The organism is Bradyrhizobium sp. BLXBL-03, from assembly GCF_051853015.1.
In the GTDB taxonomy this organism is placed as follows: Bacteria; Pseudomonadota; Alphaproteobacteria; order Rhizobiales; family Xanthobacteraceae; genus Bradyrhizobium; species Bradyrhizobium manausense.
In genome coordinates this window covers 6,823,217-6,847,701 of sequence record NZ_CP182470.1, presented here as the reverse complement: position 1 = coordinate 6,847,701, position 24,485 = coordinate 6,823,217, and the positions used below count along the sequence as shown (strand labels likewise).

Here is a 24,485-nt window from a genome sequence, read left to right as displayed (position 1 = left end):
ACCAGGAGACACTGAAATGAGCAAGAAGACGCAAATTGGCGAAGGCGCCATGGTCGAATACGTCACCGCGATGATCGGCGGCCAGCTGTTCGGCCTGCCGATCTCCCGCGTCCAGGACGTGTTCATGCCCGAGCGCGTCACCCGCGTTCCCTTGTCCTCGCGCGAGATCTCGGGCGTGCTGAACCTGCGCGGCCGCATCGTCACCGTGGTCGACATGCGCGCCCGTCTCGGCCTGCCGAGGGACGAGGACGGCAAGACGGCGATGGCGGTCGGCGTCGATCTGCGCGGCGAATCCTATGGCCTCTTGATCGACCAGATCGGCGAGGTGCTGCGCCTGCCCGAGGACGGCAAGGAAGAGAACCCCGTCAACCTCGACCCCCGCATGGCGAAGCTCGCCGGCGGCGTCCACCGTCTCGACGGCCAGCTCATGGTCGTCCTCGACGTCGATCGCGTCCTCGAGCTCGCGCCCGAGATGATGGCGGCCTGATACGGCGGCATCGCCGCCGACGATCAATTGGAAGTCCCCCTCACAGGGGATAGGAAGCAGAGGCTCACATGCGAACTTGTCTCGTCGTTGATGATTCCAGCGTCATCCGCAAGGTTGCGCGCCGGATCCTGGAAGGCCTCGACTTCCAGATTCTCGAAGCCGAGGACGGTGAGAAGGCCCTGGAGGCCTGCAAGCGCGGCCTGCCCGATGCTGTCCTGCTGGACTGGAACATGCCGGTCATGGACGGCTACGAGTTCCTCGGTCATCTGCGCCGCATGCCGGGTGGCGACCAGCCCAAGGTGGTGTTTTGCACCACCGAGAACGACGTCGCCCACATCGCGCGCGCGCTGCACGCCGGCGCCAACGAATACATCATGAAGCCGTTCGACAAGGACATCGTGACCGCGAAGTTCCAGGAAGTCGGCCTGATCTGAGCAAACACCGGAGGCTGGACGGCTCCTTCGGCGTTGGTTGTCAACTAAACCGTTTCAGTCCGAGTTGGTGAGTGATGAGTGTGGCGTTCGCAGGAAAATCGATCATGAGCCCGTCGCGTGAGGCCGGGCCGCTGCGGGTGATGATCGTCGATGACTCCGTCGTCATACGCGGTCTGATCTCGCGCTGGATCGGAGCCGAGCACGACATGGAGGTCGCGGCGTCGCTACGCACCGGGCTCGAGGCGGTCAACCAGCTCGAACGCATCAATCCTGACGTCGCCGTGCTCGATATCGAAATGCCCGAGCTCGACGGCATCTCGGCGCTGCCGCAACTGCTGGCGAAGAAGCGCGATCTCGTCATCATCATGGCTTCGACGCTGACCCGCCGCAATGCGGAGATCAGCTTCAAGGCGCTGTCGCTCGGTGCGGCCGACTACATTCCCAAGCCGGAATCGACGCGCGAGACATCGGCCGCCGATATCTTCCATCACGATCTGATCCAGAAGATCCGCCATCTCGGCGCGCGGCTGCGCCGGAAGCCGGCCGTATCGAGCCCGCCGCTCGCGCCCGCGAGCCCTGCTGTGCCGGCCGCGCGGACACCGTTTGTTGCGCGGCCTGCCCCGCCCGCACCGGCTCCGGCCGCGCCCGCCCCTTCGGGGTCGCTCTCCACACGTCCGTTCTCGACCCAGGCACCAAAGGTGCTGCTGATCGGCTCCTCGACCGGGGGCCCGCAGGCGCTGATGGCGCTCGTCACCGAGCTCGGCCCGGTGATTGATCGCTTCCCGGTGCTGATCACCCAGCACATGCCGCCGACCTTCACCACCATTCTCGCCGAACACCTGGCGCGTTCGAGCCGCAAGCCGGCGGCCGAGGCGGTCGATGGCGAGCCGGTGAAGCCGGGTCGCATTTATCTCGCGCCCGGCGGCAAGCACATGCGCGTCGTGCGCAATGGCGCGGACGCCGCCATCGCGCTCGACGACGGTCCCGCCGTCAATTTCTGCAAGCCTGCGGTCGATCCGCTCTTCACCTCCGCCATCGATGTCTGGCACGGCAACATTCTCTCCGTGATCCTGACCGGCATGGGCTCGGACGGCATGCGCGGCGGCAAGGACATCGTCGCGGCCGGCGGCAGCGTGATCGCGCAGGATGAAGCCTCCAGCGTCGTCTGGGGCATGCCCGGTGCGGCCGCCCATGCCGGCATCTGCGCGGCGATCCTGCCGCTCAACCAGATCGGCGCCAAGGTCAACCGCCTGTTCGCGGGAGACCGCACGTGACGCCGGCGGACTACGACTATCTGCGCAAATTCCTGAAAGAACGCTCTGGTCTCGATCTCTCGCCCGACAAGCAATATCTGGTCGAGAGCCGCTTGCTGCCGCTGGCCCGCAAGGCCGGCCTTGCCGGCATTCCCGATCTCGTTGTCAAGATCAGGAACGGCGACGGCCGCCTTGCCACCGATGTGGTCGAGGCCATGACCACCAACGAGACGTTCTTCTTCCGCGACAAGATTCCGTTCGATCACTTACGCGACAGCATCGTGCCCGGCCTGATCCAGGCCCGCGCCGCGCGCAAGTCGCTGCGCATCTGGTCGGCGGCCTCGTCGACGGGACAGGAGCCGTATTCGATCGCGATGTGCCTGAAGGAGATGGGCGCGGCACTCGCAGGCTGGCGCATCGAGATTGTCGCGACCGACCTCTCGCAGGAAGTGCTGGAGAAGTGCAAGGCCGGCGTCTACAGCCAGTTCGAGGTGCAGCGCGGCCTGCCGATCCAGCTGCTGATGAAATACTTCACGCAAGCGAGCGACGTCTGGCAGCTCAATGCCGATGTCCGCGCCATGGTGCAATTCCGCCAGCTCAACCTGTTGCAGGACTTCTCCCATCTCGGCACGTTCGACGTGATCTTCTGCCGCAACGTGCTGATCTATTTCGATCAGGACACCAAGGCCATGATTTTCGAGCGCATGGCGAAGGGTCTGGAAGCCGACGGCACGCTGCTGCTGGGTGCCGCCGAATCCGTCGTCGGCATCACCGATGCATTCCGTCCCGTGTCCGATCGTCGTGGGCTCTACCAGCTCAACCCGGCGCGGTCTGGTCGTCCGATGGGCGGCTTGATGCCGCAGCCGCTGAAGATCGCCGCGGCGCGGTGAACTCTCCTCGTCATTCCGGGGCCGCGCGCAAGCGCGGAGCCCGGCATCCATAACCATTCGGGTTTCTCACAAAATCGCATGCGGCAGAAACCGCGAGCTGTTGCCCGTGATCGGGCTCTCGTCCTCGCGGATCGAAAGTCCGCACGGCTCGTGGTTCACCAGCCAGCTTCCGATCACCGGATAGACGCCGGAAAAATTCGGCAGCGGCGCCAGCGCCTGCCGGATAAAGCCTTCGGCGCCGTAGGGACCTTCGTGCTCGTCGAGTGACATTCCGCCGGACACCAGCGTGACATTGGCGCCTTCGCGCGACAGCAGCGGCTTGCGGACATAGGAGCTGCCGAGCTCGGCGGCGCGCGGATCGTCCTCGAAATAGGCCGGCAACAGATTGGGATGGTTTGGAAACATCTCCCAGAGCAGGGGCAGAATGCCCTTGTTGGAAAGCAGCGCCTTCCATGGCGGTTCGATCCAGCGCGTCGGCGCGCCCTTGAGCTTCGCCCCGAAGGCGTCGTGGAACATCCACTCCCAGGGATAGAGCTTGAAGACCAGCTCCATGTCGCGGTTATCGAGGTCGACGAAACCGCCTGCCTCGTCGCGCCAGCCGATATCTTCAATGTCGAGCAGCGTCGTGGAGAGGCCCGCCTGGCGCGCCGTGTCTTCGAGATAAGCGAGCGTGCCGGCGTCTTCCTCGTTGGCGGTGGTGCCGGTGAGGTGCAGATGCTTGTTCGAGGCGATGTCCTTCCACGCCGCGATCAGCCGCTCGTGGATCGAGTTGAACTGGTCGGCGCGCGCGGGGATGATGCGCCGCTCGATCGCCTGCTCGAGCCAGGTCCATTGAAACACCGCGGCCTCGAAGATCGAGGTCGGCGTATCAGCATTGTATTCGAGCAGCTTTGCGGGACCGGCGCCGTCGAATTTCAGGTCGAGCCGGCCATACAGGCTGCGGTCGTCGCGCTCCCAGCTCTCGGCGATGAGGTCCCAAAATGCTTCCGGAATCTTGAGCCGGCGCAAATGGCGCTCGTCGCCGATCACGCGGCCGGCAAGCTCGAGGCACATCGCATCGATCTCGCCGGTGGGCGTCTCGATGTCGCGCTCGATCTCGGCGAGCGTGAAGGCATAGTAGGCGCGCTCGTCCCAATAGCGCTCGCCATCGATGGTGTGGAAGGTGAAACCGCATTGTTCGGCAGTCTGTTGCCAGTCGTCGCGCTCGGGACAAAGGATGCGTTGCATGTGTCAGCCGCCGCCGTGACCATGACCGCCGCCATGACCGTGGCCGGGATGGCCGCCCTGCATGCGATGCAGCGTGCCGCCGAAGCCGCCATAGCTCGGCCGGCAATAGGGCTTGCCGCCGATGCCGGGAACGGCTTCGAGGCCGGAGCCGCAGGGCCGCTCGCGGTTCACAAATCCCATCGAGACGGCGCCGGCCGCCGCGCTTCCCATCAGCGTGAGCATGACCCTTCGCGAGCGTTTCATGATGTGTCCTCCCGCGCGATTTAGAGCAGTGGTTACTTAAAGCAGGCCGCGCTCGGCGTTGAATTCAAAACCGCGCGTGTCAGCTACCGCCCGAAAAGGCATGCGCGAACGAGCCGAAGCCGCCGCGCGTGACGCCGCCGGAGCCTGCATCGGACGAGCCTCCCGACGAAGAATGACCGGAGGAGTCGCTGCTGTAGAAGCCCGACCGCGACGACCAGTGCGAGCCGCTGCCCGAAGAACTGCTGCTGCAATTGGTGTTGGTCTGCGCTGTCGTCCCGGCGACCGACGCCCCGGGAGGCGTAGGATCGCAGTTTCCCCGCGGCATCAGCGTGAAGGCGGTGCTGCCGACCGCGATCGTCCCCATCACCAGCAGCGCGACATGGCCCGAGCGCTTGACCGGCTCCCGCGGCGGTAGCGGCAAGTCCGCTGGCAGGCGCGGACGGCGCTTACCGAACTCCTGGCTGGGAGGTTTGTTGGCCATGTCAGTTCGCTACCATGTCAGTAAATCATGCAGGCGGCGTTGAGGAGGCCCGCGGCGAGCGAGGACAACCCGAGCCAGATGGCGGGAGCCAGTTCGCCGGCGGCGATCCGCCCCGACAGGTCGGGTACCGGGATCTTGACGATGTAGAACACGGCGACCTGCACGATCAGCGCGATGAAAGCCCAGACCATGCAGTCCAGCACGTTGGCCGAATGGGCGATCGCGCTGAACAGCGGTGCCACGAAGCCGAGCAGGCTGAGCCCGAGCGCGATCGCCGCGGCAGGGTCGTTGTCCCGGATCAGCTGGAACTCGTTGTGCGGCGTGATCCGCGTGTAGACGAACAGATATGCCACTATCGCGATCAGCCCGGTGCAGAAATAGACCAGGAAGGCGGGCAGGCCGGCGAGCGATTGCAGGATCATGGGGAGAGGTCCGACGGTTGCGCCGGGAATTCTGGCACGATCGCTTAGTCGCGGCACCGGGCGAGCAGGTTCGATCCCCAGAAAGAACCGGCACCGCTTGCGCCCGGGCATCGCACAAAAATTCGGGCCGCATGAGACATGCTTCACAAATGCGTCTCGAGGTTGTGTGTGATAGTCTGAGTCATTGTTCTGCCGCCGCCCGTCAGTTTTGATCGGCCGCGCTCATTCGAGGGATGCTTCGTTCAGATCAAGAATCTTGTTGAGTGAGGCTCAAAATGCCCGTTGCCGAATACGAAGATTTCGAGCTCGAGATCGGCTCCGATCTGCCCGTGGGTGGCGGCCCTCAGCAATATTACGGCCGTGTCGTCAGGTCGCCGGCCGGCGAGGCGCCGAAGAGCCAGGTGAAGTTCTGGTTCTCCGCGCCCGGCGAACTGGCCAAGCTGCGCGGCGAACTTGAAAACGCCGTCCTCGAGATCGACGACAAGAAAAGCCAGGGCCCGACCACGCGCGGCGAGCAGGTGCTGCAGGATTTTGGTCGCGGCGTGTTTCGCAGCATCTTCATCGACGTGCCGTCGATCCAGCGGATCTATGAGCGCAGCAAGGGCGCGGCGCAGGATCTGAGGATCAAGCTGCGCATCGAGGCCGCTGACCTCGCCGGCCTGCCCTGGGAATATCTCTACGACGAAGACGACATGCCCCGCTTCGTCGGCCTGACGCGCCCCATCGTGCGCTATCTCGAGACCGCCGGCGGCGTCGGCCGAATGGGCGTCAAGGGACCGTTGCGCATTCTCGGCATGATCGCCGATCCCTCGACCAGCGAATGGCCGAAGCTCAACGTCGTCAAGGAGCGCGACCGCATCAACAAGGGCATCGATGCGCTCCAGCACGCAGGCAAGGTGGATTTCCAGTGGGTCCCCGGCGGGACCGGCAAAGACCTGATGAAGAAGCTGCTGGAAGGCGAGTGGCATATCTTCCACTTCATCGGGCATGGCGGGGTCGAGGAAGCCTTGCCCGGCGCGGGGGCATCCGGCTTCGTCGTCATGGTCGACGAGGACGGCAAGCCGGTGAAGAAATTCGCCTCCGACCTTGCGATGATGCTGACGGGAGCACGACGTAGCCTGCGCCTGATCGTGCTCAATTGCTGCGAGAGCGCCAGGATCAATGTCGGCGACCGCTTCGGCAATCCGGCGATCGGCTTGATGAAGACGGGATGGCTGCCCGCCGTGGTGGCGATGCAGTTTCCGATCACCGACAATGCCGCGATCTCGATGTCGGAGGGGTTTTACGCCGCGCTTGCGCGCAACCGTCCGATCGACGATGCGGTGACGCTCGCGCGCAAATTCATCCAGGAGAAGTCCCGCGTCGAGTGGGGCATTCCGGTCCTGTACATGCGCTCGCCCGACGGCCGCATCTTCGACGTCGAAGCACCGCAGCCGCAGGCGGCCCCGCCAGAGGCGGCGCGGCCCTCGAAGGAGATGCTGCAGCAGCGCCGCGATGAGTTCATGGAGGCGCTGCTGATTGCCCCGACGACGATCGAGGCGCTGGAGGACCTGACCCGGCGCGGACAGGAGCTTCACGGTCTCCTGGCCGACGATGCCGAGCTCTCGGTCCAACTCGCAAAGGTCTATTTCGATCTCGGCACGCTCCAGCACAAGCAGAAGCAGATCTCGAAGGCCGCGGCGAGCTTCGCCTACATGCTCAAGCTCGACCCTACGAAGCCGGAATATTTCGTGCGAAGAGCCAATTTCAACGTGACGGTCGGTCTCTACGAGAATGCACTGAGCGACATCACCGAAGCGATCAAGCTGAAGCCGAAGAACCCGGAGTTTTACTGGATCAAAGGCGTCGTCAGCATGACCGCCGCCGGCACCGACGACAAGCGCGGCTATGTCGAGGAGGCGATCAAGGCGTTCGGCACGGCGATCGCGGCCAACGAGAACGAGCCGAAATATCTGGTGTCGCGCGCCAATGCCTATGCCCTGATCAAGGACGTGGTCAAGGCCCAGAACGATATGGACAGCGCGATTGCGCTGGCCCCCGACAATATCGATCTCCTGGTCCAGAAGGCCAGGATGGTCGCCCAGGCTGCGTGATTTCTCGCGAGTGTAGTCCGGCGCGCCTTTCAACAGCGAACCCTAGCAATAGGAGTTCATCGTGCAGATCGCTCATGTCGTCGATCCCTTGAATGCGATCTTCGAGTCCTTCGGTGGACCGGTTCTGGTCGTGCTGTTCTACTGGTTCCGCTTCCATACGATGAAAGGCACGCGCTCCTTCACCACGCGGCCGCTGTTCCTGTTCGGCCTCGCCGTCTTCATCACGCCGTTCCTGGTGATCTACGCCGTTCTGCCCGATAAATTGTCGCCGCTCGCATCGGTCTGGCTCTTGATGTTCGTCTGGCTCATTCCGGTGGCGCCGAAGGCGTGGCGCAAATTCTGCCAGGAACTGGCCGGCATTCCTGTCGCCGCGCTCGCGCTGCGCGAGGCGCTGGCCGCTGCTCCCTTCCAGGTCGGTCCGGATGACATGCCGAGCCTGCAGCGCAAGCTGTCCAGGGTCGGCTACCAGATCGACGATTTCCGCGCCACGCAATCGACCGCGATCCAGTCGCGCTTCCTCAAGATTTCCGCGCTGATGCTTCACCTGGAGCGCTGGGCCTGCGAGCATGAGGGCTTCATGGAGCGCAACTCCGATCTCTATGCGGAGCTGCTCGCGGTCTACGACGCGCTCTGCTTCCGCACCGTCCGCGTGCTCAAGAGCAGCACCGAGATCTACGGTGCGATCATGGAGGACAGCCATGTCGAGCCTGACGACTGGCAGGCGCTCGACAAGCTCTCGACCCGCCACACCGTGGTCAGCCAGCTTCAGCTCGCCGCCCAGACCGCGGCCGGATGCATGCTCGAGGATCTGCGCAAGGACATGGATGCGCTGCTCAACAATCTGCTGCTGTTCGCCGCGCGCGCAGCGCTCGCCGGCGAATGGACGTTTGCCCGCAGCCGCCAGCGGCTTGGCGCGATCGGCTTCACGCTGGAGCCGGCTCCGCCTGGCATCGCGAAATTCGTCGCGGTTGCGGCGGGCTTCGGCTTCGTCTGGTGCCTGGCCTGGCTGCTCGGGTCGGGCAAGATCGTGCACATGCCCGGAGACCAGGATGTCGGCATGATGCGGACGCTGCTGATGACGCCGCTCTATCTCATCGTGAATTTCTGGCTGGTGTATTATTTCAAGCGGCAATACGCCTTCGCGAACGAGACCATCTTCGGCCGGCTGCCCGTCGGCTTCATTCTGACGGTCGGCCTCTGGGGCGCGCTGATCCTTTTCCCTGTCCAGGCCGCGTTCGACTTCTACCAGTTTCCGCAAAGGCCCTATCTCGACGTCGTCCTGCACGAGCTGCCGGTCCTGATCTTCCCCTGGGGGATCGCCGCGATGGCGGCGCTGCTGGTGCAGGATTCGACCTGGGGCAAGCGGTCGCGCAAGACGCGGCGGATGCGCGATGGACTCGTGTTCGGCGGCGGCATGACGGTGCTGCTGTGGGTGCTGCTTGCGATCCACCGGGTCAGCCCGATGCCGGTGATGGAGGTCGTCGACAACGTCTCCGGCTGGACCTTCGTCTGGTCTTTCGTGCTGCCGACCTTCGGCTTCGGCTTCACCATCGGCTACGCCTTCATGGCCTGGCTGCGCGAGGCTGCCTCGCGCGTTCCGGTCAGGAGGCCTGTTATGGCAAGTCCTGTGCTCGCGAGCGTCTAACCGAGCGGTTCATCGCAAAATTCCGTCGCAAATATCGCTGCGGACTGTGAACACGTTCACACGAAAATCTGGAATCGACGGTAAGGTGAATTGCAACCTATGGTATTGCCGCACGGCAAGGCCGCCGCAGCGGCATCTCCGGTCATTTCTCAGGCATCGCCCCTGAAATCTTCGAGGAGAACGACGATGAGGTCATCCGTCAAGATCGCGCTCGGTTGCTGTTGGCTTCTGCTTGGTACCATTCCCGTTGCGGCACAATCGGTGCCCAATCCGGCGATGGATGCGCCGGATCAGCTCGCCTGGCAGTTCTTCATCCAGGTCAATACGCGCGCCGGCGGCAACAATGCGCTGTTCGAGACCTGGGCCAGCGACAGCGATACGTTCAAGGTGAACCCGCAATTCCCGACGACGGCGGTGCCGCTCCAGCTGCATGAACCGGCGGTGCCGGAGCTCGGCCGCTTCGCCCTGCAGCGGGCCGGCAAGCTGCTTCCGGCGATTCCGCCCGGCAAGGGTGTGCTGGAGGAATCCCGTCGCAACAAGGACTCGTTCGATTTCATCGTCCAGAACAACCTGTACAAGATATCCGGCCTCCGCGCCGCGTTCGGCAAGACCATCACGTTCCCGGTCGGCGCGATGGAGGTGAAGGCGAACTGGCAGCTGGTGACGGACATTCCGTCCTTCACCAACGGCAAGGTCGCGATCGGCGATGTGCCAAAATTGTACCACGTCAACACCGGCGCGGACGGCAAGCAATATGCCTTCGTGTCCATGCACATCATCTCCAAGGCAGTGCCGAACTGGACCTGGGCCACCTTCGAGCACAAGTTCAATCCCGGGCGCTGCGACATCATCGGCTGCCGGGACTCGTTCGGCGCGCAGACCAGCCCGGTAGCGCCCAATCAGCAGCCGGGCCAAGGTTACCCCGATTGCGCGAAGACGCCGGCGCTGTCGGCGATGATCGCATCCGCCGATTGGGATCCGGCATTTGCCAATTATTGTCTGAAGGGATCGCAGACCGATTTCACCGATGCCACAGGGCTCGACGTTCGCCTCGGCAATTCGGTGACCGAGGACGGTTTCGTCGATCAATCCTCCTGCATCACTTGTCATGGCCGCGCCGCCTGGGACAGCAAGGGTGCGCCGACCAGCGGCGCCGGATTTGACGACAATGGCGCCCCGCTCGGACCGATCCAGCCGAGCTGGTACTGGAGCTTCTCCAGCCAGCCGCCGATCTTCCAGGGCATGAGCGGCCTGTCGCAGATCGCGACCTCGGCGGACTTCGTCTGGTCGGTTCCGTTCTGCGCGCTCGACGACACCCAGAACCCGCCGAAGCTCAATCGCAACTGCAAGGGCAAATGATCGACCGGGCGGTGCGGTGGCCATGCAAAGGGTCGAGCTCGCCGGCAGCTATCGCGCCCCTCCGCCGGACGCGATCCATGTTGGCGAGGTCGATCCCGACGAACGTATCGTGCTGACGGTCTATCTCAAGCGGCGCACGCCCGACACATTCCAGCCGGGCAGCGCCGGGGACCTTGCCCGGCTGTCGAAACCGATCACGCGACAGGCTCTCGCGGCGCAACGTCGCCGGACCCACGGCCGCGCCGCCGCTCGCATCAAGAAGCTGGCGGCGCAGTTTCACGTCACTGTGCTCGATATCGACCTGTTACAGCGCATCGTCACGCTGCAGGCGACCGCGCGGCTGCTGACCGACATTCTCGGCGCCACATTGCGCATCTATGATGACGGCCGGTGCCGTTTCCGCACGCGGGTGGGTCCGTTGCTCGTGCCAAAGGAAATCGCTCCTTGGACGCGGGCAATCCTCGGCTTCGAGGACCGGCCGCTGTTCAGGCCGGTGCCGCGCCTGCGCGCGCTGGCCGGCGTTGGGGGCGGTGCCGGGCTCTGGCCGACGGAGGTCGCCGCACAGTACGGAATTCCACTCGACCGCGACGTCTCGAAAATCTGCGTCGGCATCATCGCACTTGGCGGCGGCTATCTCAAAACCGATCTCGACCAGGCGCTGACGGCGATGGGACGGGAGGCGCCTGTGGTGATCGATCAGGCCGTTACCATCGCGCCGGCCGTGCCTGGCGGCGCGGCTGCACCTCAGACCGGCAGCAATCAGTTCGGCCACGATGCAGTCGCGGACGAGGAGATCGCGCTCGATCTTCAGATCATCGCAGGCTTGCTGCCGAAAGCGCGCGTCGTCGTCTACTTCGCCGGCAACAATATCCGGAACCTGGTTGGTGCGATAAGCCAGGCGATCTTCGATCATGTCAACCGACCCCAGGTGCTGTCGGTCAGCTGGGGCAGCGCGGAGCTGTTCTGGAGCCCTTCGGCGCGCGACGCGATGCAGGCAGTGCTGGCGGACGCCAAGCGATTGAACGTCACGGTGCTGTTCGCTGCCGGCGACCAACTCGCGACTGGCGGACTGAATGACGGCAAGGCGCATGTCTGGTTTCCCGCTTCGAGCCCGTACGCATTGGGTTGCGGTGGCACACAGCCTGCGGACGGCGGGGGAGCTGCGGCCGGTGAGGTGGTCTGGAGCGACGGCAGCAGCGGTACCGGCGGCGGGATCAGCGACGTCTTCCCGGTGCCGGCCTATCAAGCCGGCCTCGCACTGCCGCCGTCGGTCAATGACGGTGCGCTGCGCCGTGGCGTTCCGGACGTCGCCGCCGCCGCGGCGGGCAACCCGGGCTACAAGGTCGTGCTCAATGGCGCCGTGGTGATCAAGGACGGCACCAGCGCGGTCGCGCCGCTCTGGGCGGGGCTGATCGCGATTGCCAATGCCGGACGCGGCACTCCGCTCGGCTTCGTCAATTCCGCGCTCTATGCCAATGCGACACTGTTCAAGCCGATAGAGCAGGGCAACAACCGTGTCGACGGCACCGGCTACGATGCCGGACGCGGCTGGAACGCCTGCACCGGACTGGGCGTGCCGAAGGCCGCTGAGCTCATCGCTGCTCTGACCGCCGCTCCGGTTGCCGTAGTCTAGTCCAGAAACGAAAACCCCGCCGATGCGGCGGGGTCCAGGCTGGAAGGAGCGAGCCCTCAGGGCTCGCGACATAAAACGGATCAGGCGGGGATGCGCTCTTCGTGCTCGTGCGGCTCGCGCAGCACGTAGCCGCGGCCCCACACGGTCTCGATGAAGTTGCGGCCCTCGGACGCGTTGGCGAGCTTCTTGCGGAGCTTGCAGATGAAGACGTCGATGATCTTCAGCTCGGGCTCGTCCATGCCGCCATAGAGGTGGTTGAGGAACATTTCCTTGGTGAGGGTGGTACCCTTGCGGAGCGAGAGCAGCTCCAGCATCTGGTACTCCTTGCCGGTCAGGTGCACGCGCTGGCCGCCGACTTCGACCGTCTTGGTGTCGAGGTTGACGACGAGGTCGCCGGTCTGGATGACCGACTGGGCGTGCCCCTTGGAGCGGCGCACGATCGCGTGGATGCGGGCAACCAGCTCGTCCTTGTGGAAGGGTTTGGTCATGTAGTCGTCGGCGCCGACGCCGAGACCCTTGACCTTGTCCTCGATGCCGGCGAGGCCGGAGAGGATCAGGATCGGTGTCTTGATCTTGGAGACCCGAAGCTGCTTGAGCACGTCGTAACCGGACATGTCGGGCAGGTTAAGGTCGAGAAGGATAATGTCGTAATCGTATAATTTACCGAGATCGACGCCTTCTTCCCCCAAATCGGTCGTGTAGACATTGAAGCTCTCAGACTTCAGCATCAGCTCGATCGACTGCGCGACGGCGCTGTCATCTTCAATCAGCAAAACGCGCATGCCAGTTCCCCATAGTCGCCGCTCCTGGGCGTCAGGTCGGCCGCATTCGCGGCACTCAACAAAACGCCTTTGAACAACTGATTCGGATCCTGACAACAGATGGTTAACAAATCCTGATTCTGGAACGCAAGTCCCCCCGGTGCAATTTTTGTCGAATCGCCCTAAGGTCTTGCGCGAGAAGCAGCTTTCGTTATCCGGCTCCGTTCAAGTTCCACTTTAAGAGACGGGTCTAACCGACTCCCGCGACTCAGCCTTCTTCTGAAGGGGAGCCACGCTCAGTCACAAAGACAGTGACGCAATGATTAATGATGCGGGTAAACACCAAGTTAAGCGCCGTTCAGAAATATGGCGAAATTTAAGGGTTTCCCCGTGAGGGCCCGGATATCGAAGGCGAGCCACCCTGATGAAGGCTCTCACCAAGGCGCGCTCTTGATGAAGGCTGCTCCATGAAAGCTGCTCTATGAAGGCTCTTGCCGAACAGATCGGCGATATCGACGGCATCAATATCTATGGCCGCGTGGTTGGGGTTCGCGGGCTGATGGTCGAGGTGGCCGGACCCATTCACGCGATGTCGGTCGGCGCGCGCCTCGTGATCGAGACTGGCGCCAACCGTTCCATCCCTTGTGAGGTGATCGGCTTCTCCGGCAGCAATGCGGTGGTGATGCCGTTCGCCGGCCTCGACGGCGTGCGTCGCGGCTGCAAGGCCGTCATCGCCAACGCCGCCAATCTGGTGCGTCCGTCGCCGGCCTGGCTCGGCCGCGTCGTCAACGCGCTGGGCGAGCCGATCGACGGCAAGGGGCCGCTGCCACAGGGCGCCTCCCCGATGCCGTACCGCAACTCGCCGCCGCCGGCGCATTCGCGCAGGCGCGTCGGCGCGCCGCTCGATCTCGGCGTCCGCGCCATGAACACCTTTCTCACCTGCTGCCGCGGCCAGCGCATGGGCATCTTCGCCGGCTCCGGCGTCGGCAAGTCGGTGCTGCTGTCGATGCTCGCGCGCAATGTCGATGCCGCAATCAGCGTCATCGGGCTGATCGGCGAACGCGGCCGCGAGGTGCAGGAATTCCTGCAGGACGACCTCGGCGAGGAGGGCCTCGCGCGCTCCGTCGTGGTGGTCGCAACCTCCGACGAGCCGGCGCTGATGCGGCGGCAGGCCGCGTATCTGACGCTCGCCGTCTCCGAATATTTTCGCGACGAGGGCCAGGACGTGCTCTGCCTGATGGACTCCGTGACGCGCTTTGCCATGGCCCAGCGCGAGATCGGCCTGTCCGCCGGCGAGCCGCCGACCGCCAAGGGCTACACGCCGACCGTCTTCACCGAGTTGCCGAAGCTGCTCGAGCGCGCCGGTCCGGGCCTCGGGGAGGGCGCCATCACCGCGATCTTCACGGTGCTGGTCGACGGCGACGACCACAACGAGCCGATCGCGGACGCCGTCCGCGGCATCCTCGACGGCCACATCGTGATGCAACGCTCGATCGCCGAGCGTGGCCGCTACCCCGCCATCAACATCCTCAAATCGGTCTCCCGCACCATGCCGAAATCGGCCGACCCGCAGTTCTGGCCTGTGATCCAGAAGGCGCGGGCGGTGATGGCGACCTACGCCGACATGGAAGAGCTGATCCGGCTTGGCGCCTACCGGGCGGGCTCCAGCCCCGAGGTCGACGAGGCGATCCGCCTGCACGAGCCGCTGGAGGCCTTCCTGCGCCAGCGCAAGGACGAAAATGCCTCGCTGGCCGACGGCTACCGCCAGTTGGCGCAAATCCTCGGTAATTTGGAAACGGAACGCTAACTTTGTCCCGTCATCATCCGTTCCCACAGAGTAGCAGAGCCGGTCTTGGCCCTGACAGGGCCAATGGGGAGACCGGTGCAGTCCCGATGTGTGTATGTCTTGCAGCCAAGGGACTTCTGGGGAGTACGAGTCGATGAAGTCACGTGATACCCTCATCCGCCTGAAGAAGTTTCAGGTCGACGAGAAGCGCCGCCGGGTCGCCCAGATCGAGTCCATGATCGCCGACTTTCAGCGGATGTCGACCGATCTCGATCGCGAGATCCAGACCGAGCAGGACCGCGCCGGGATCAACGATCCCGCGCATTTCGCCTATCCGACCTATGCCAAGGCCGCCATCCAGCGTCGCGAGAACCTGACCCGCTCGGCCGACGAGCTGAAGGGCCAGCTCGAGGACGCCAAGGCCGCGCTCGGCGAGGCCTTTGAAGAGCTGAAGAAGGTCGAGCTGCTGGACGAGCGTGACCAGGCCCGCGAGCGCGCCGAGGAAAACGCCCGTGAGCAGGCCGATCTCGATAGCATCGGCCTGATGCGTTCCCGGATCGGCGCCGTCGCGTAAGCGGCGGTCCGCGCCCCAAGACCGAGAATTTCCGAACCCGGACCCGCAAGGTCCGGGTTTTTGCGTGTCCTGTCCACAGCGTGGCGCGCCGCCTCTTGGTGACGGGCTTGGCCGCGCGCTATGGTGGTGGCGATAAAGGCTGCGCCAGCGACGGCGGTGCCCACCTCTCCCCGTCGGGGAGAGGTGAAGAGAGACGCGACGGGGACCGCGCGTTGGGGGGCTGAATGCTGACGCCAGCAGAGCTGGTCGGGCTGATTGAGGCGGTGGCGAGGCGCGATTCTGCCGCGTTCGAGCGCCTCTACGCCGCCACGCGCGCGAAACTCTATGGCGTCGTGCTCCGTATCTTGCGCCGACAGGATCTCGCAGAGGAGGTCATTCAGGAGACCTACGTCAAGATCTGGAACAGTGCCGGCCAGTTCAATTCGCAACTGTCCTCGCCGATTACGTGGATGGCCTCGATCGCGCGCAACCGCGCCATCGACATCGTGCGCAAGAAGACCGAAGCCTCGATCGAGGAGGAACCGCAGGCGATGGAGGTCGCCGCCGAAAGTCCCGATCCCCTGGCGCGCCGGGAGATGTCCGAGGAGCTGAAGCGGCTCCTGGAATGTATTGGCCGGCTCGAGCCGGACCGTCAGCGGCTGGTGCTTCTCGCCTATTACAACGGTTGGAGCCGCGAGCAATTGGCGGAGAAATTCGCAGCGCCCGTCAACACCGTGAAGACGTGGCTGCGGCGCAGCATGCTGGATATCCGGGAATGCCTCGGACTTTAAAGGATGATGAGAGCGCCACGAACCAGAGCGGCAACGGCAGTCCACCTCTCCCCGTCGGGGAGAGGTGAAGGACAGTGATGGCCTACAGCGAGGACCATATCGCGCTCGCCGCGGAATATGCGCTCGGTACACTCGATGCCGACGAGCGTGCGCAGGTCGCGACCATGATGGCGGTGGACCAGGAGTTCGCCGCGATCGTGCAGGCCTGGCAATTCCGGCTCGGCGTCCTCAACCAGATGGTCGGCACCATCGAGCCGCGGCCGATCGTGTGGGAGAACATCAAGCGCGAGATCGCGCAGACGGTATCGACGCAAGAATCGCAGCAGGATTTGCAGCAGGATTCGCGGCAAGGCACGATCGAGGCGCCGCCGGTGCTGGTGGATGCGCCGCCACCGCCATTGCCGGAGCTCTCGTCATCGGAGCTTTCAACTCAAGAGCCTTCATCTCCCGAGCCGCCAGCGCAGCAAGCTGCCGCGCCGGACGTGCAGCCGCCGGCACCGACCGACTCCGATGTCATTCCTGATATCGCGCCGCAATTCATTCCGCAGACCCACGCGCCCGACCCGCGCATTGCGCCGGCGACGCAGGTGCCGGTCGTCGGCGACACCAAGGTGATCTATCTCGAGAGCCGCGTGAAGCGCTGGCGCACGATCGCCTCCGCCGCGGGCGCGCTGGCGGCCGCGCTGCTGGTGACGCTGTCCCTGCAGATCCTCTCGCCCGATGCGCTGCCGGGCGCGCTGCGCCCGCCACCGCGCATCCAGACCGTCGAGGTCAAGACACCGCAGGCGCCGTCGGCCTTGCCCGCGCAATATGTCGCGTTGTTGCAGGGCCAGAGCGGTGGTCCCGCCTTCATCCTCACCATCGATGGCGCGACCAAGAACTTCACGGTGCGCAAGGTCGGCGCGACGCCGGAGCCGGGCAAGAGCTTCGAGCTCTGGCTGATCTCCGACAAGCTGCCGCGCCCGCGTTCGCTGGGTGTGATCGGCAACGGCGACTTCACCGCACGTCCGGTGCTCGCGGGCTACGATGCCGACGTCGTCAACAGCGCGACCTACGCCGTCACCGTCGAGCCCTCGGGCGGCTCGCCCAGCGGCCAGCCGACCTCGGCGCCGGTGTTCTCAGGCAAGCTGATCGAGACCGTGCCGTCGCAGCCGCAGGCGCCGGCGAAGAAGTAGTTTCCGTAGCCCGGATGGAGCGCAGCGCAATCCGGGACCTTCGTGCTTGCTGGCGAGAACCCCGGATTTCGCTTCCGCTCCATCCGGGCCACAGCGCCGCAACTGTCGCCACGGTCCATTTCGTCGTCGCAATCCGACAAGTCCCGCCAAATCCGCATCCGATTTGAACCTCCGTCCATTCCGCGGCGTCAAATGCCCGGAATTTGCAGTCGGCACGGCCGATCAAGGGTGCCGGGAAGGGGCTAGAAATCAGATGGATGCAGCCAAGCCGCCGGGCATTCTTATCCACCAATATACAGGCCTGCCGCAGGGGCCGGCGTTCGAACATTGGCGCGACCGGGCTCTGGGGGCCTGTGGCCTCGAGATCGGGCCGAGCCATGGCGACAGCATCGATTGCCGGTTGCAGGTCAGCGTGGTCGACAACATCACGCTCGCCATTCCCGAAGGCGCCTCCGCGCAATATTCGCGCACGCAGAGTGGCCTCGCCGACGGCAGCGACGATCTCGTGCTGATCGCAGCCCATGCCGGCCTCGTCAACGTCAGGCAGAACGGCCATGCCGTCGAGCTCGCGCCGGCGCAGATGGTGCTGGCCGACATGAGCATCACCGGCAGCGTCGGTCACACCGACGAGAACCGCTTCACCACCATCCGCATGCCGCGCCGCGCGCTGCTCGACATCAATCCGCGCGCCGAGGACAAGCTGTCGCAGGTGCTGTCCGACGGCGCCGTCGCCGAAACCATCTTTCGCTATCACGCGCTTGCCGCCCATCAGGCGCCGCATCTCGACGCCGTCGGCCAGCGCCTGACCGCGCAGCACATGGTCGATCTCGTCGGCCTGTTGCTCGGCGCCGACGCCGAGCACGCCGCGCTCGCGCGCGGCCGCGGCCATGCGGCGGCCCGTCTCGATCTCATGCGCGCCGACGTGATGGCCGCCCTCGGCCGCAACGATCTCTGCCTGTCCGAGGTTGCGACCCGCTCGGGCCTCAGCCCGCGCCAGGCGCAGCGGCTGTTCGAGCAGGCCGGCACCACCTTCACCGAATTCGTGCTGGAGCAGCGTCTGCTGCTGGCGCGAAAGCTGCTGGGCGATCCCCGCGCGCGGGCGCGCAAGATCAGCGACATCGCGCATTCCTCGGGTTTTTCGGATTTGTCCTATTTCAACCGCGCCTTCCGCAAACGCTTTGGCGCGACGCCGTCGGAACTGCGCAAAGCCTGAGGGCCTGCGGCGGCGCCGCTGCCGCATTTGGTCGATCCGTCCGGATGAGCTATATCTGCCCGGGCGGGGGGCTCAGCGGATCCCTGCAAGCAGCGAAGTCAACGGACATGGCGCGTATCGTCGTGCTCGGCGCCGGGTTTGCGGGCCTGTGGGCGGCCATCGGCGCCGCGCGCATGCGCGAGGCGATCGGTGAGGCCGGCCGCGACATCGAGATCCACGTCATCGACCGCAACCCCTATCACAACATCCGCGTGCGCAATTACGAGGTCGATCTCCGCGAGGTCGCGTTGCCGCTGGCGCAGCTGCTCGATCCGGTCCGCGTCACGCACGGCATTGCCGAGGTCGAAGCCATCGATCCCGTGCGCCGCGAAATCTCGCTGGTCACGTGCCGCGGCGAGGAGACGCTGGGCTACGACCGCCTCGTGCTTGCGCTCGGCAGCGAAGTGATGCGTCCCGTTATTCCGGGCCTCGCCGAGCATGCCTTCGACGTCGACAGCTATGCTGCCGCGCTTCGCCTCGAGGGTCATCTCACCTCGCTCGGACGCAGCGCGCCGTCGCCGGGACGGTCGACGGTCGTGGTGGTCGGCGCCGGCTTCACCGGCATCGAGGTTGCCGCCGAAATGCCTGATCGTTTGATGCGCGCCGGTGTCACCGGCAGCCGCCGCATCATCCTGGTCGATCCCAATCAAGCGGTCGGCGCCACCATCGGCGACCACGCGCGCCCCGTCATCGAGACCGCCTTGTCGTCGCTCGAGGTCGAAACGCGGCTCGGCGTGCGCGTCGCATCGGTCGAGGCTGCAGGCGTTCGCCTGAGCTCGGGCGAGTTCATCCCGGCGCAGACGGTGATCTGGTGCGCCGGCATGCGCGCGAGCCGTCTCGCCGAAAATTTATCGGGCGCGCGTGATCGCCTCGGCCGCCTTCTGGTCGATCCCTTTATGCGGGTCGCTGATGTGCCCGGCATCTTCGCCGCCGGCGACGTCGCCTCCAGCGTGATCGACGGCCTGCATCCGACCGTGATGTCCTGCCAGTTCGCCCGTCCCATGGGCCGTTTTGCCGGCCACAATGTGGTGGCCGATCTCGTCGGCGAGCCGCTGCTGCCGCTGCGGATCGACTGGTACGTCACCGTGCTCGATCTCGGCGCCTGGGGCGCGCTCTACACGGAAGGCTGGGATCGCGAAGTGCGGACGACCGGGCAGGCCGCCAAGGCGACCAAGCAAGCCATCAACTGCAAGCGTATCTATCCGCCGCTGACAGGCAGTAAGGACGACCTGTTCGCTGCGGCAGCGCCGACGGTGCAGGCGCCGCCGCCGACTTATGGGGTGATGCGGCGTTGAGCTGAGGTGCGCACCCACAAGCCCATCGAACCGATGCGCAGAAGCAGTCAGCGGCGAGCCAGAAGCAGACATTGAAAGGCAGCCGGTCAGCCTGACGGCCACGTGTGCGCTTCCTGCCGGCTCGGCGCGTTTCGCAAGCGCTTCAGCCGCCCCTACTTCGCAAAAGCGTCTCGGACGGCAGTTCTCCAAACGTGGCCTTATAGAGGTGCGATAGCTCTCCCATGTGCGAAAAGCCGTTCGCGAAAGCCGCCGATGAAACCGACGTTGCCGGCATGCCCCGTGCGAGTTGCGCGCGTAGAGACCAAAGCCTTTTGCCGTCGTCGTGCCGATGAGCAACCGGCAGATTGCTTCAGGTTCGAAAACGGCACGAGTTTGCACCGGGCGTGGAGGGAATCAATTTTGACCCAGTTCCGATAAACACGGTCGTAGTCGGTTATATGATCATCGGCATACTAAAAGGACAATCATTAAAAAGTAGAAGCACCGCATGTCCAAGGTCGTGCCCTTCAATCAACGGTCCGTACCGTCAGCGGGCGTGGCAACGGAGCGCTTGCGTCGAATCTCGGCGCCCAGATGACAGCTATCGCGACGCGGCGGTCTCTTTGATCTTCCCCGATCCGCCACATTTCGTGCAGGGACGAAACTCATTCTTTTCGCCCAAGCGAACCGGATGCATGCCCCTGTCCTGGCCGGTCCCGTCACACTCCGGGCAATTGCGTTCGACGTCGTTCTGGTCGGTCATTTGTAGCTCTGAGCTGGCCACTTGGCGGGCCATCGGTTGTGAAGCTGGCCGATTTAAACCCATTAATTGTCAGGGCGCCAACACATCCACAATCCCTTGCACTGCCTGACGGGCAAAACACCCAAGGCGTGGGGCAATATCTACCAGCAAAAATATTCCACTTTACCGAAATTCGGAAATGGCGTATGTATCGCGCAACCCGGCCCATGGAAGAGGGGCGTATCGCGATCGTCACGACGCGGGCCGGACGGCGGTGGGCGCAGGCCACATCGGCGCGATCAGGCTTTGCAGGGCGGGCAACCGTGAGCGAAGGCATCGCGCAAACGACCGGTGTGATTGCCGCGTACGGCAAAATCGTGTGGTCCTGGCGCCCGGAGCCTGTGCGCCAAGTCTCGTGGTGATGCGTGTGACCCGACCGGGTCCTTGCATCAGCCATCTGCGAGACGACGGGGGCAATAGTGCATCGCTCCCCGGGGAGATCACGACATAAGCCGTTCCAACCACTGCGCAGGGAAGGCCGGATGTTTCGGCTTCACCTGTATGCCGCTGTGCAGCCTCTTGTAGCGCAGACTATCGCACAGTGGACCGCGGGTGCCAGTCGGGCACCCGGTCTTCCCTGCGCCCTCTTTCATTTGAGGGTGAGGCGACAAGCAGAACTCGGGCGAGATGAGCCGCGAGGATGCGAAAGTGTGTCTGCGATGAAGATACAAATTGATGAAGCGACCATGCTTCCGCACACGCCGTCATTGCGAGCGCAGCGAAGCAATCCAGAAATCCCTCCGCGGAAAGACCCTGGATTGCTTCCGCCTTCGCCAAGGCTTCGGCGGACAAGTCGCTGCGCTCGCAATGGCGATGTGGAAGCAGTTGGGCGCGGAAACTGAGGTCGGGCGTTCGCAGCCACCCCCAGACATGAGAAAGCGCCCGTGGGGGGCGGGCGCTTTCTGTAGTCGACTTGGGGTTGGGGTCGTCTACATATCCACGTGGCGACTTTGGGGGGCTGGTAAAGAGCCGCGTGAATTCCTGAAACTCAAAATCTCCTTAGCGAACGAGCGATGCGTTCGAACTGGTGATCACGACCGGCTTGCCGGCCTTGATGACGCGAGCAGTCTGTGTGAGGCCTTCATCCGAACCCGAGCGCGCCGAGATGCCGAAACCCGCAACTGCGATGCCGGCGACGAGCGCCACGGCCACCACCTTCAGGTGGGTCGAGCGATCCGCGCTGTAGATCGAGTGGTTCATGGAAGCCTCCTGCCGCCATCTACCCGAAGTAGTCGCCGACCCCTGCAGGCAGGTTCATACTTCCGGTGCCCAACAACCTAGTATGTGTGGGATTCGTTCCCAAGAGGCCATCACAACAGCGTGATAGGACGTGAAAGATCGCGATCAAAAGCAGCGCTTGATCGGTCGATTTGGCAATTATTTCAACGGTATAATTTGCTCGAAAGGCGCCTTTTCGGCCTTTGGTCGACAAGGCGCCGGGAACTCAAAAACCATTTGCCTGTGGCCGAAAAACACACAGCTTCTTAAGGCAAATCAGATGCTTCCGACCGTTTTCAACCTCGCCCTGGGGTGGATCTCGGCCTGCGATAGAACCGTCGTTTGGGCCCGGAACCGCTCGACCAGGGAGCGGACGAAGGGACGAATTGCCGCAGAGGTCACCAGCACCGGCGCCTCGCCTTCGCGGGCGGCGCGCTCGAAGGCCTCGCGCACGGCGGTCATGAATTCCGACAGTTTTGAGGGCTGCATCGCGAGGCTGCGCTCCTCGCCCTGGCCGATGATGGATTCGGCGAAGGCCTGCTCCCATTTCGCCGACAGCGCGATCAGCGGCAGGTAGCCGGCATAGGAGGTGTTTTGCGCGCAGATCTGCCGGGCGAGGCGGGCGCGGACATGCTCGACCATGGTCGCGGGGTTGCGCGAGAAGGCGAGCGAATCGGCGATGCCCTCGAGGATGGTCGAGAGGTCGCGGATCGAGATGCGCTCGGCCAGCAGCAGCTGCAGCACGCGCTGGATGCCGGAGACGGTGACCTGTCCGGGTACGATGTCCTTGACCAGCTCGCTCTGCTCCTTCGGCAGCTCCTTGAGCAGCTTTTGCACCTCGCCGTAGGACAGAAGGTCCGACATGTTGGCCTTGAGCAGCTCGGTGAGATGGGTCGAGAGCACGGTGGCGGCGTCGACGACGGTGTAGCCCTTGAGCGAAGCCTCCTCCTTGAGGCTGGCGTCGACCCAGGTCGCGGGCAGGCCGAAGGTCGGCTCGGTGGTGTGGATGCCGGGCACCTGCACCTGGCTGCCGCCGGGATCCATCACCATGAACTGGCTCGGCCAGATCTTGCCAGTGCCGGCGTCGACCTCCTTGATCTTGATGATGTAGGTGTTGGCCTCGAGCTGGACGTTGTCGAGGATGCGCACCGCCGGCATCACGAAGCCCATCTCGATCGCGAGCGAACGGCGGAGCGCCTTGATCTGCTCGGTGAGGCGGTCGGTGCCGTCGGGGCCGTTGACGAGCGGCAAGAGCGCGTAGCCGAGCTCGATCTTGAGGTCGTCGATCTTGAGCGCCGCCGAGATCGGCTCCTCCGCGGCCGCAGCGCCCGGCGCGCCGGGCTGACCGGCCGCCGGCGCGGCCTTGGCAACGGCTTCGGCCTTGGCCGTCGCACGGTTGCGGTTACGCGCAGTCCAGGCCAGCGCGCCGGCGCCGGCGCCGAGCGCGAGGAAGGGGAGGGTCGGAATGCCCGGCAGCGCCGCCAGCACCAGCATCACCGCCGAGGACATTGCGAGGGCCTGCGGATAGCCGGAGAACTGCTTCATCAGCGCCTTGTCGGCGGCGCCGGAGACGCCGGCCTTGGAGACGAGCAGGCCGGCCGCGGTCGAGACGATCAGCGCCGGCACCTGGGTGACGAGGCCGTCGCCGACCGTCAGCAGCGTGTAGCTGCGCCCGGCATCGGCAAAGGACAGGCCCTGCTGCGCCACGCCGATGATCATGCCGCCGACCACGTTGATGAAGACGATCAGGAGGCCCGCGATGGCGTCACCGCGGACGAATTTCGAGGCACCGTCCATGGCGCCGAAGAAGCCGCTCTCGTCCTCCAGCGCCTTGCGCCGCTCCTTGGCGACCTTTTCGTCGATCAGCCCGGCGGACAGGTCGGCGTCGATCGCCATCTGCTTGCCGGGCATGGCGTCGAGGTGGAAGCGCGCGGCGACTTCGGCGATACGGCCCGAACCCTTGGTGATGACGACGAAATTGACGATGATCAGGATGGCGAAGACGATGATGCCGATGACGAAATTGCCGCCCATCACGAAGCTGCCGAAGGCTTCGATGACGTGACCTGCCGCATCCGTGCCCTCGTGCCCGTGCGAGAGGATCAGGCGGGTCGAGGCCATGTTGAGCGACAGCCGCAGCATGGTCGAGATCAAGAGGATGGTCGGGAAGGCGGAGAATTCCAGCGGCGCCTGGATGAACAGCGAGGTCATCAGGATCAGGATCGACAGCGTGATCGAGATCGCCAGGAACAGGTCCAGCACGATCGCGGGCAGCGGCAGGATCAGCACCACCAGGATGGTGAGGATGCCGAGCGCGAGCGCGATGTCGCCGCGCTTGAGGATGGTGACGATGTCGGAGAGGGAGGGGATCCCGGGCTTTGCGCCGCCTACGCCCTGACCCGCGGTGACGTCGACCATGGTAGCTGCCTCCCCGCGCGACTGCCGTCCGCGCGCCCCAAACGCCTGCGCAGCGGCCGAAGGGCCGCCGGTCCGAAAGTGAGGCACCGCACTGGCGTCCACGGGAGCTCCCGTCTTACGCGGCTGACGACACTCGACTTCACCCGGCAATTCTTGCCGGGTGTATGGTTAGCAAAGGGTTAACGAAGGGGGGTGGGGAGCTCGGGGCCGAAGGGATTCGGGGATTTTCCCGCGTCGTTCCGGGGCGCTCGTAGAGCCGAACCCGGAACCGCAAGGATCCGGGTTCGG

General features: G+C 64.6%; 23 protein-coding genes. 15 read left to right on the top strand and 8 right to left on the bottom strand.

All coding sequences use genetic code 11. The features are described from left to right. Nucleotides 1–16: 16 nt before the first annotated feature. From ACNJX9_RS32700 to ACNJX9_RS32685, 4 genes are all read left to right on the top strand, one after another. The gene (locus tag ACNJX9_RS32700) at nucleotides 17–487 is read left to right on the top strand and encodes a chemotaxis protein CheW (protein WP_057748011.1); all 471 of its coding nucleotides are present in this window, start codon (nucleotides 17–19) and stop codon (nucleotides 485–487) included. Between the two features lie 68 nt (nucleotides 488–555). After that, the gene (locus ACNJX9_RS32695) at nucleotides 556–921 is read left to right on the top strand and encodes a response regulator (protein ID WP_007600538.1); all 366 of its coding nucleotides are present in this window, start codon (nucleotides 556–558) and stop codon (nucleotides 919–921) included. Nucleotides 922–995: 74 nt separating this feature from the next. Further along, nucleotides 996–2,195 carry a protein-glutamate methylesterase/protein-glutamine glutaminase gene (locus ACNJX9_RS32690; RefSeq protein ID WP_439406129.1) on the top strand — a complete coding sequence of 400 codons (1,200 nt, stop codon included), beginning with the start codon at nucleotides 996–998 and terminating at the stop codon, nucleotides 2,193–2,195. Continuing rightward, nucleotides 2,192–3,064, top strand: coding sequence for a CheR family methyltransferase (locus ACNJX9_RS32685; RefSeq protein ID WP_439406127.1), 873 nt, complete (start codon nucleotides 2,192–2,194; stop codon nucleotides 3,062–3,064). The genes ACNJX9_RS32690 and ACNJX9_RS32685 overlap by 4 nt, the downstream gene beginning before the upstream one ends. A gap of 66 nt (nucleotides 3,065–3,130) precedes the next feature. Here the strand turns inward: ACNJX9_RS32685 and ACNJX9_RS32680 are convergent, their stop codons facing one another. From ACNJX9_RS32680 to ACNJX9_RS32665, 4 genes are all read right to left on the bottom strand, one after another. Then, nucleotides 3,131–4,291, bottom strand: coding sequence for a glutathionylspermidine synthase family protein (locus ACNJX9_RS32680; RefSeq protein ID WP_439406126.1), 1,161 nt, complete (start codon nucleotides 4,289–4,291; stop codon nucleotides 3,131–3,133). Between the two features lie 3 nt (nucleotides 4,292–4,294). Beyond that, nucleotides 4,295–4,534 carry a hypothetical protein gene (locus ACNJX9_RS32675; RefSeq protein WP_057748002.1) on the bottom strand — a complete coding sequence of 80 codons (240 nt, stop codon included), beginning with the start codon at nucleotides 4,532–4,534 and terminating at the stop codon, nucleotides 4,295–4,297. Between the two features lie 79 nt (nucleotides 4,535–4,613). Continuing rightward, a complete protein-coding gene (locus ACNJX9_RS32670) occupies nucleotides 4,614–5,015 on the bottom strand; it encodes a hypothetical protein (RefSeq protein ID WP_439406124.1) in 402 nt (133 codons plus the stop codon). A gap of 17 nt (nucleotides 5,016–5,032) precedes the next feature. Next, complete coding sequence (locus tag ACNJX9_RS32665) at nucleotides 5,033–5,437, bottom strand: DUF350 domain-containing protein (protein WP_057747996.1); 405 nt, start codon at nucleotides 5,435–5,437, stop codon at nucleotides 5,033–5,035. 275 nt (nucleotides 5,438–5,712) lie between these two features. Here ACNJX9_RS32665 and ACNJX9_RS32660 point away from each other — a divergent pair, with 275 nt between their 5' ends. From ACNJX9_RS32660 to ACNJX9_RS32645, 4 genes are all read left to right on the top strand, one after another. Then, nucleotides 5,713–7,530 carry a CHAT domain-containing tetratricopeptide repeat protein gene (locus ACNJX9_RS32660; RefSeq protein WP_439406123.1) on the top strand — a complete coding sequence of 606 codons (1,818 nt, stop codon included), beginning with the start codon at nucleotides 5,713–5,715 and terminating at the stop codon, nucleotides 7,528–7,530. A gap of 61 nt (nucleotides 7,531–7,591) precedes the next feature. Next, the gene (locus tag ACNJX9_RS32655; RefSeq protein WP_439406122.1) at nucleotides 7,592–9,175 is read left to right on the top strand and encodes a hypothetical protein; all 1,584 of its coding nucleotides are present in this window, start codon (nucleotides 7,592–7,594) and stop codon (nucleotides 9,173–9,175) included. Between the two features lie 186 nt (nucleotides 9,176–9,361). Then, nucleotides 9,362–10,534, top strand: a complete 1,173-nt coding sequence (locus ACNJX9_RS32650) for a hypothetical protein (RefSeq protein ID WP_439406121.1) — start codon at nucleotides 9,362–9,364, stop codon at nucleotides 10,532–10,534. A gap of 22 nt (nucleotides 10,535–10,556) precedes the next feature. Next, nucleotides 10,557–12,167, top strand: a complete 1,611-nt coding sequence (locus ACNJX9_RS32645; RefSeq protein ID WP_439410162.1) for a S53 family peptidase — start codon at nucleotides 10,557–10,559, stop codon at nucleotides 12,165–12,167. A gap of 80 nt (nucleotides 12,168–12,247) precedes the next feature. Here the strand turns inward: ACNJX9_RS32645 and ctrA are convergent, their stop codons facing one another. After that, nucleotides 12,248–12,949 (bottom strand): response regulator transcription factor CtrA, encoded by a 702-nt coding sequence (gene ctrA, locus ACNJX9_RS32640; RefSeq protein ID WP_008138878.1) that lies wholly within the window; start codon nucleotides 12,947–12,949, stop codon nucleotides 12,248–12,250. A 460-nt stretch (nucleotides 12,950–13,409) separates the two neighbouring features. Between ctrA and fliI the strand changes: the two genes are divergently transcribed. From fliI to ACNJX9_RS32610, 6 genes are all read left to right on the top strand, one after another. Further along, nucleotides 13,410–14,735 carry a flagellar protein export ATPase FliI gene (gene fliI, locus ACNJX9_RS32635; RefSeq protein ID WP_271598607.1) on the top strand — a complete coding sequence of 442 codons (1,326 nt, stop codon included), beginning with the start codon at nucleotides 13,410–13,412 and terminating at the stop codon, nucleotides 14,733–14,735. Between the two features lie 133 nt (nucleotides 14,736–14,868). Then, a complete protein-coding gene (gene fliJ, locus ACNJX9_RS32630; protein WP_057747978.1) occupies nucleotides 14,869–15,288 on the top strand; it encodes a flagellar export protein FliJ in 420 nt (139 codons plus the stop codon). A gap of 224 nt (nucleotides 15,289–15,512) precedes the next feature. Then, nucleotides 15,513–16,058, top strand: coding sequence for a sigma-70 family RNA polymerase sigma factor (locus ACNJX9_RS32625; protein ID WP_057747975.1), 546 nt, complete (start codon nucleotides 15,513–15,515; stop codon nucleotides 16,056–16,058). A 77-nt stretch (nucleotides 16,059–16,135) separates the two neighbouring features. Then, nucleotides 16,136–17,233, top strand: a complete 1,098-nt coding sequence (locus ACNJX9_RS32620) for an anti-sigma factor (RefSeq protein ID WP_057747969.1) — start codon at nucleotides 16,136–16,138, stop codon at nucleotides 17,231–17,233. Between the two features lie 253 nt (nucleotides 17,234–17,486). After that, on the top strand, nucleotides 17,487–18,446 hold the full coding sequence (locus ACNJX9_RS32615; protein WP_439406118.1) for an AraC family transcriptional regulator: 960 nt from the start codon (nucleotides 17,487–17,489) through the stop codon (nucleotides 18,444–18,446). Nucleotides 18,447–18,553: 107 nt separating this feature from the next. Continuing rightward, nucleotides 18,554–19,780, top strand: a complete 1,227-nt coding sequence (locus ACNJX9_RS32610) for an NAD(P)/FAD-dependent oxidoreductase (RefSeq protein WP_439406116.1) — start codon at nucleotides 18,554–18,556, stop codon at nucleotides 19,778–19,780. A 142-nt stretch (nucleotides 19,781–19,922) separates the two neighbouring features. Here the strand turns inward: ACNJX9_RS32610 and ACNJX9_RS32605 are convergent, their stop codons facing one another. Further along, the gene (locus ACNJX9_RS32605; RefSeq protein WP_430648625.1) at nucleotides 19,923–20,123 is read right to left on the bottom strand and encodes a helix-turn-helix domain-containing protein; all 201 of its coding nucleotides are present in this window, start codon (nucleotides 20,121–20,123) and stop codon (nucleotides 19,923–19,925) included. A gap of 437 nt (nucleotides 20,124–20,560) precedes the next feature. On the opposite strand from ACNJX9_RS32605, the gene ACNJX9_RS32600 reads away from it, so the two are divergent. Next, entirely contained in the window at nucleotides 20,561–20,923 is a 363-nt protein-coding gene (locus tag ACNJX9_RS32600) for a hypothetical protein (protein WP_439406115.1), read from the top strand. A gap of 637 nt (nucleotides 20,924–21,560) precedes the next feature. On the opposite strand, the gene ACNJX9_RS32595 is transcribed toward ACNJX9_RS32600, so the two are convergent. Continuing rightward, the gene (locus tag ACNJX9_RS32595; RefSeq protein WP_057747956.1) at nucleotides 21,561–21,761 is read right to left on the bottom strand and encodes a hypothetical protein; all 201 of its coding nucleotides are present in this window, start codon (nucleotides 21,759–21,761) and stop codon (nucleotides 21,561–21,563) included. A 294-nt stretch (nucleotides 21,762–22,055) separates the two neighbouring features. Continuing rightward, on the bottom strand, nucleotides 22,056–24,197 hold the full coding sequence (flhA, locus tag ACNJX9_RS32590; protein ID WP_057747953.1) for a flagellar biosynthesis protein FlhA: 2,142 nt from the start codon (nucleotides 24,195–24,197) through the stop codon (nucleotides 22,056–22,058). Nucleotides 24,198–24,485: the final 288 nt, after the last annotated feature.

Coding starts and splice junctions, on each gene's coding strand:
- ACNJX9_RS32620 (WP_057747969.1), top strand. CDS start 16,136: ATGGCCTACAGCGAGGACCATATCGCGCTCGCCGCGGAATATGCGCTC.
- ACNJX9_RS32615 (WP_439406118.1), top strand. CDS start 17,487: ATGGATGCAGCCAAGCCGCCGGGCATTCTTATCCACCAATATACAGGC.
- fliI (WP_271598607.1), top strand. CDS start 13,410: ATGAAGGCTCTTGCCGAACAGATCGGCGATATCGACGGCATCAATATC.
- ACNJX9_RS32625 (WP_057747975.1), top strand. CDS start 15,513: ATGCTGACGCCAGCAGAGCTGGTCGGGCTGATTGAGGCGGTGGCGAGG.
- ACNJX9_RS32665 (WP_057747996.1), bottom strand. CDS start 5,437: ATGATCCTGCAATCGCTCGCCGGCCTGCCCGCCTTCCTGGTCTATTTC.
- ACNJX9_RS32670 (WP_439406124.1), bottom strand. CDS start 5,015: ATGGCCAACAAACCTCCCAGCCAGGAGTTCGGTAAGCGCCGTCCGCGC.
- ACNJX9_RS32660 (WP_439406123.1), top strand. CDS start 5,713: ATGCCCGTTGCCGAATACGAAGATTTCGAGCTCGAGATCGGCTCCGAT.
- ACNJX9_RS32690 (WP_439406129.1), top strand. CDS start 996: ATGAGTGTGGCGTTCGCAGGAAAATCGATCATGAGCCCGTCGCGTGAG.
- ACNJX9_RS32645 (WP_439410162.1), top strand. CDS start 10,557: ATGCAAAGGGTCGAGCTCGCCGGCAGCTATCGCGCCCCTCCGCCGGAC.
- ACNJX9_RS32595 (WP_057747956.1), bottom strand. CDS start 21,761: ATGAACCACTCGATCTACAGCGCGGATCGCTCGACCCACCTGAAGGTG.
- ACNJX9_RS32610 (WP_439406116.1), top strand. CDS start 18,554: ATGGCGCGTATCGTCGTGCTCGGCGCCGGGTTTGCGGGCCTGTGGGCG.
- ACNJX9_RS32695 (WP_007600538.1), top strand. CDS start 556: ATGCGAACTTGTCTCGTCGTTGATGATTCCAGCGTCATCCGCAAGGTT.
- flhA (WP_057747953.1), bottom strand. CDS start 24,197: ATGGTCGACGTCACCGCGGGTCAGGGCGTAGGCGGCGCAAAGCCCGGG.
- fliJ (WP_057747978.1), top strand. CDS start 14,869: ATGAAGTCACGTGATACCCTCATCCGCCTGAAGAAGTTTCAGGTCGAC.
- ACNJX9_RS32675 (WP_057748002.1), bottom strand. CDS start 4,534: ATGAAACGCTCGCGAAGGGTCATGCTCACGCTGATGGGAAGCGCGGCG.
- ACNJX9_RS32650 (WP_439406121.1), top strand. CDS start 9,362: ATGAGGTCATCCGTCAAGATCGCGCTCGGTTGCTGTTGGCTTCTGCTT.
- ACNJX9_RS32680 (WP_439406126.1), bottom strand. CDS start 4,291: ATGCAACGCATCCTTTGTCCCGAGCGCGACGACTGGCAACAGACTGCC.
- ctrA (WP_008138878.1), bottom strand. CDS start 12,949: ATGCGCGTTTTGCTGATTGAAGATGACAGCGCCGTCGCGCAGTCGATC.
- ACNJX9_RS32700 (WP_057748011.1), top strand. CDS start 17: ATGAGCAAGAAGACGCAAATTGGCGAAGGCGCCATGGTCGAATACGTC.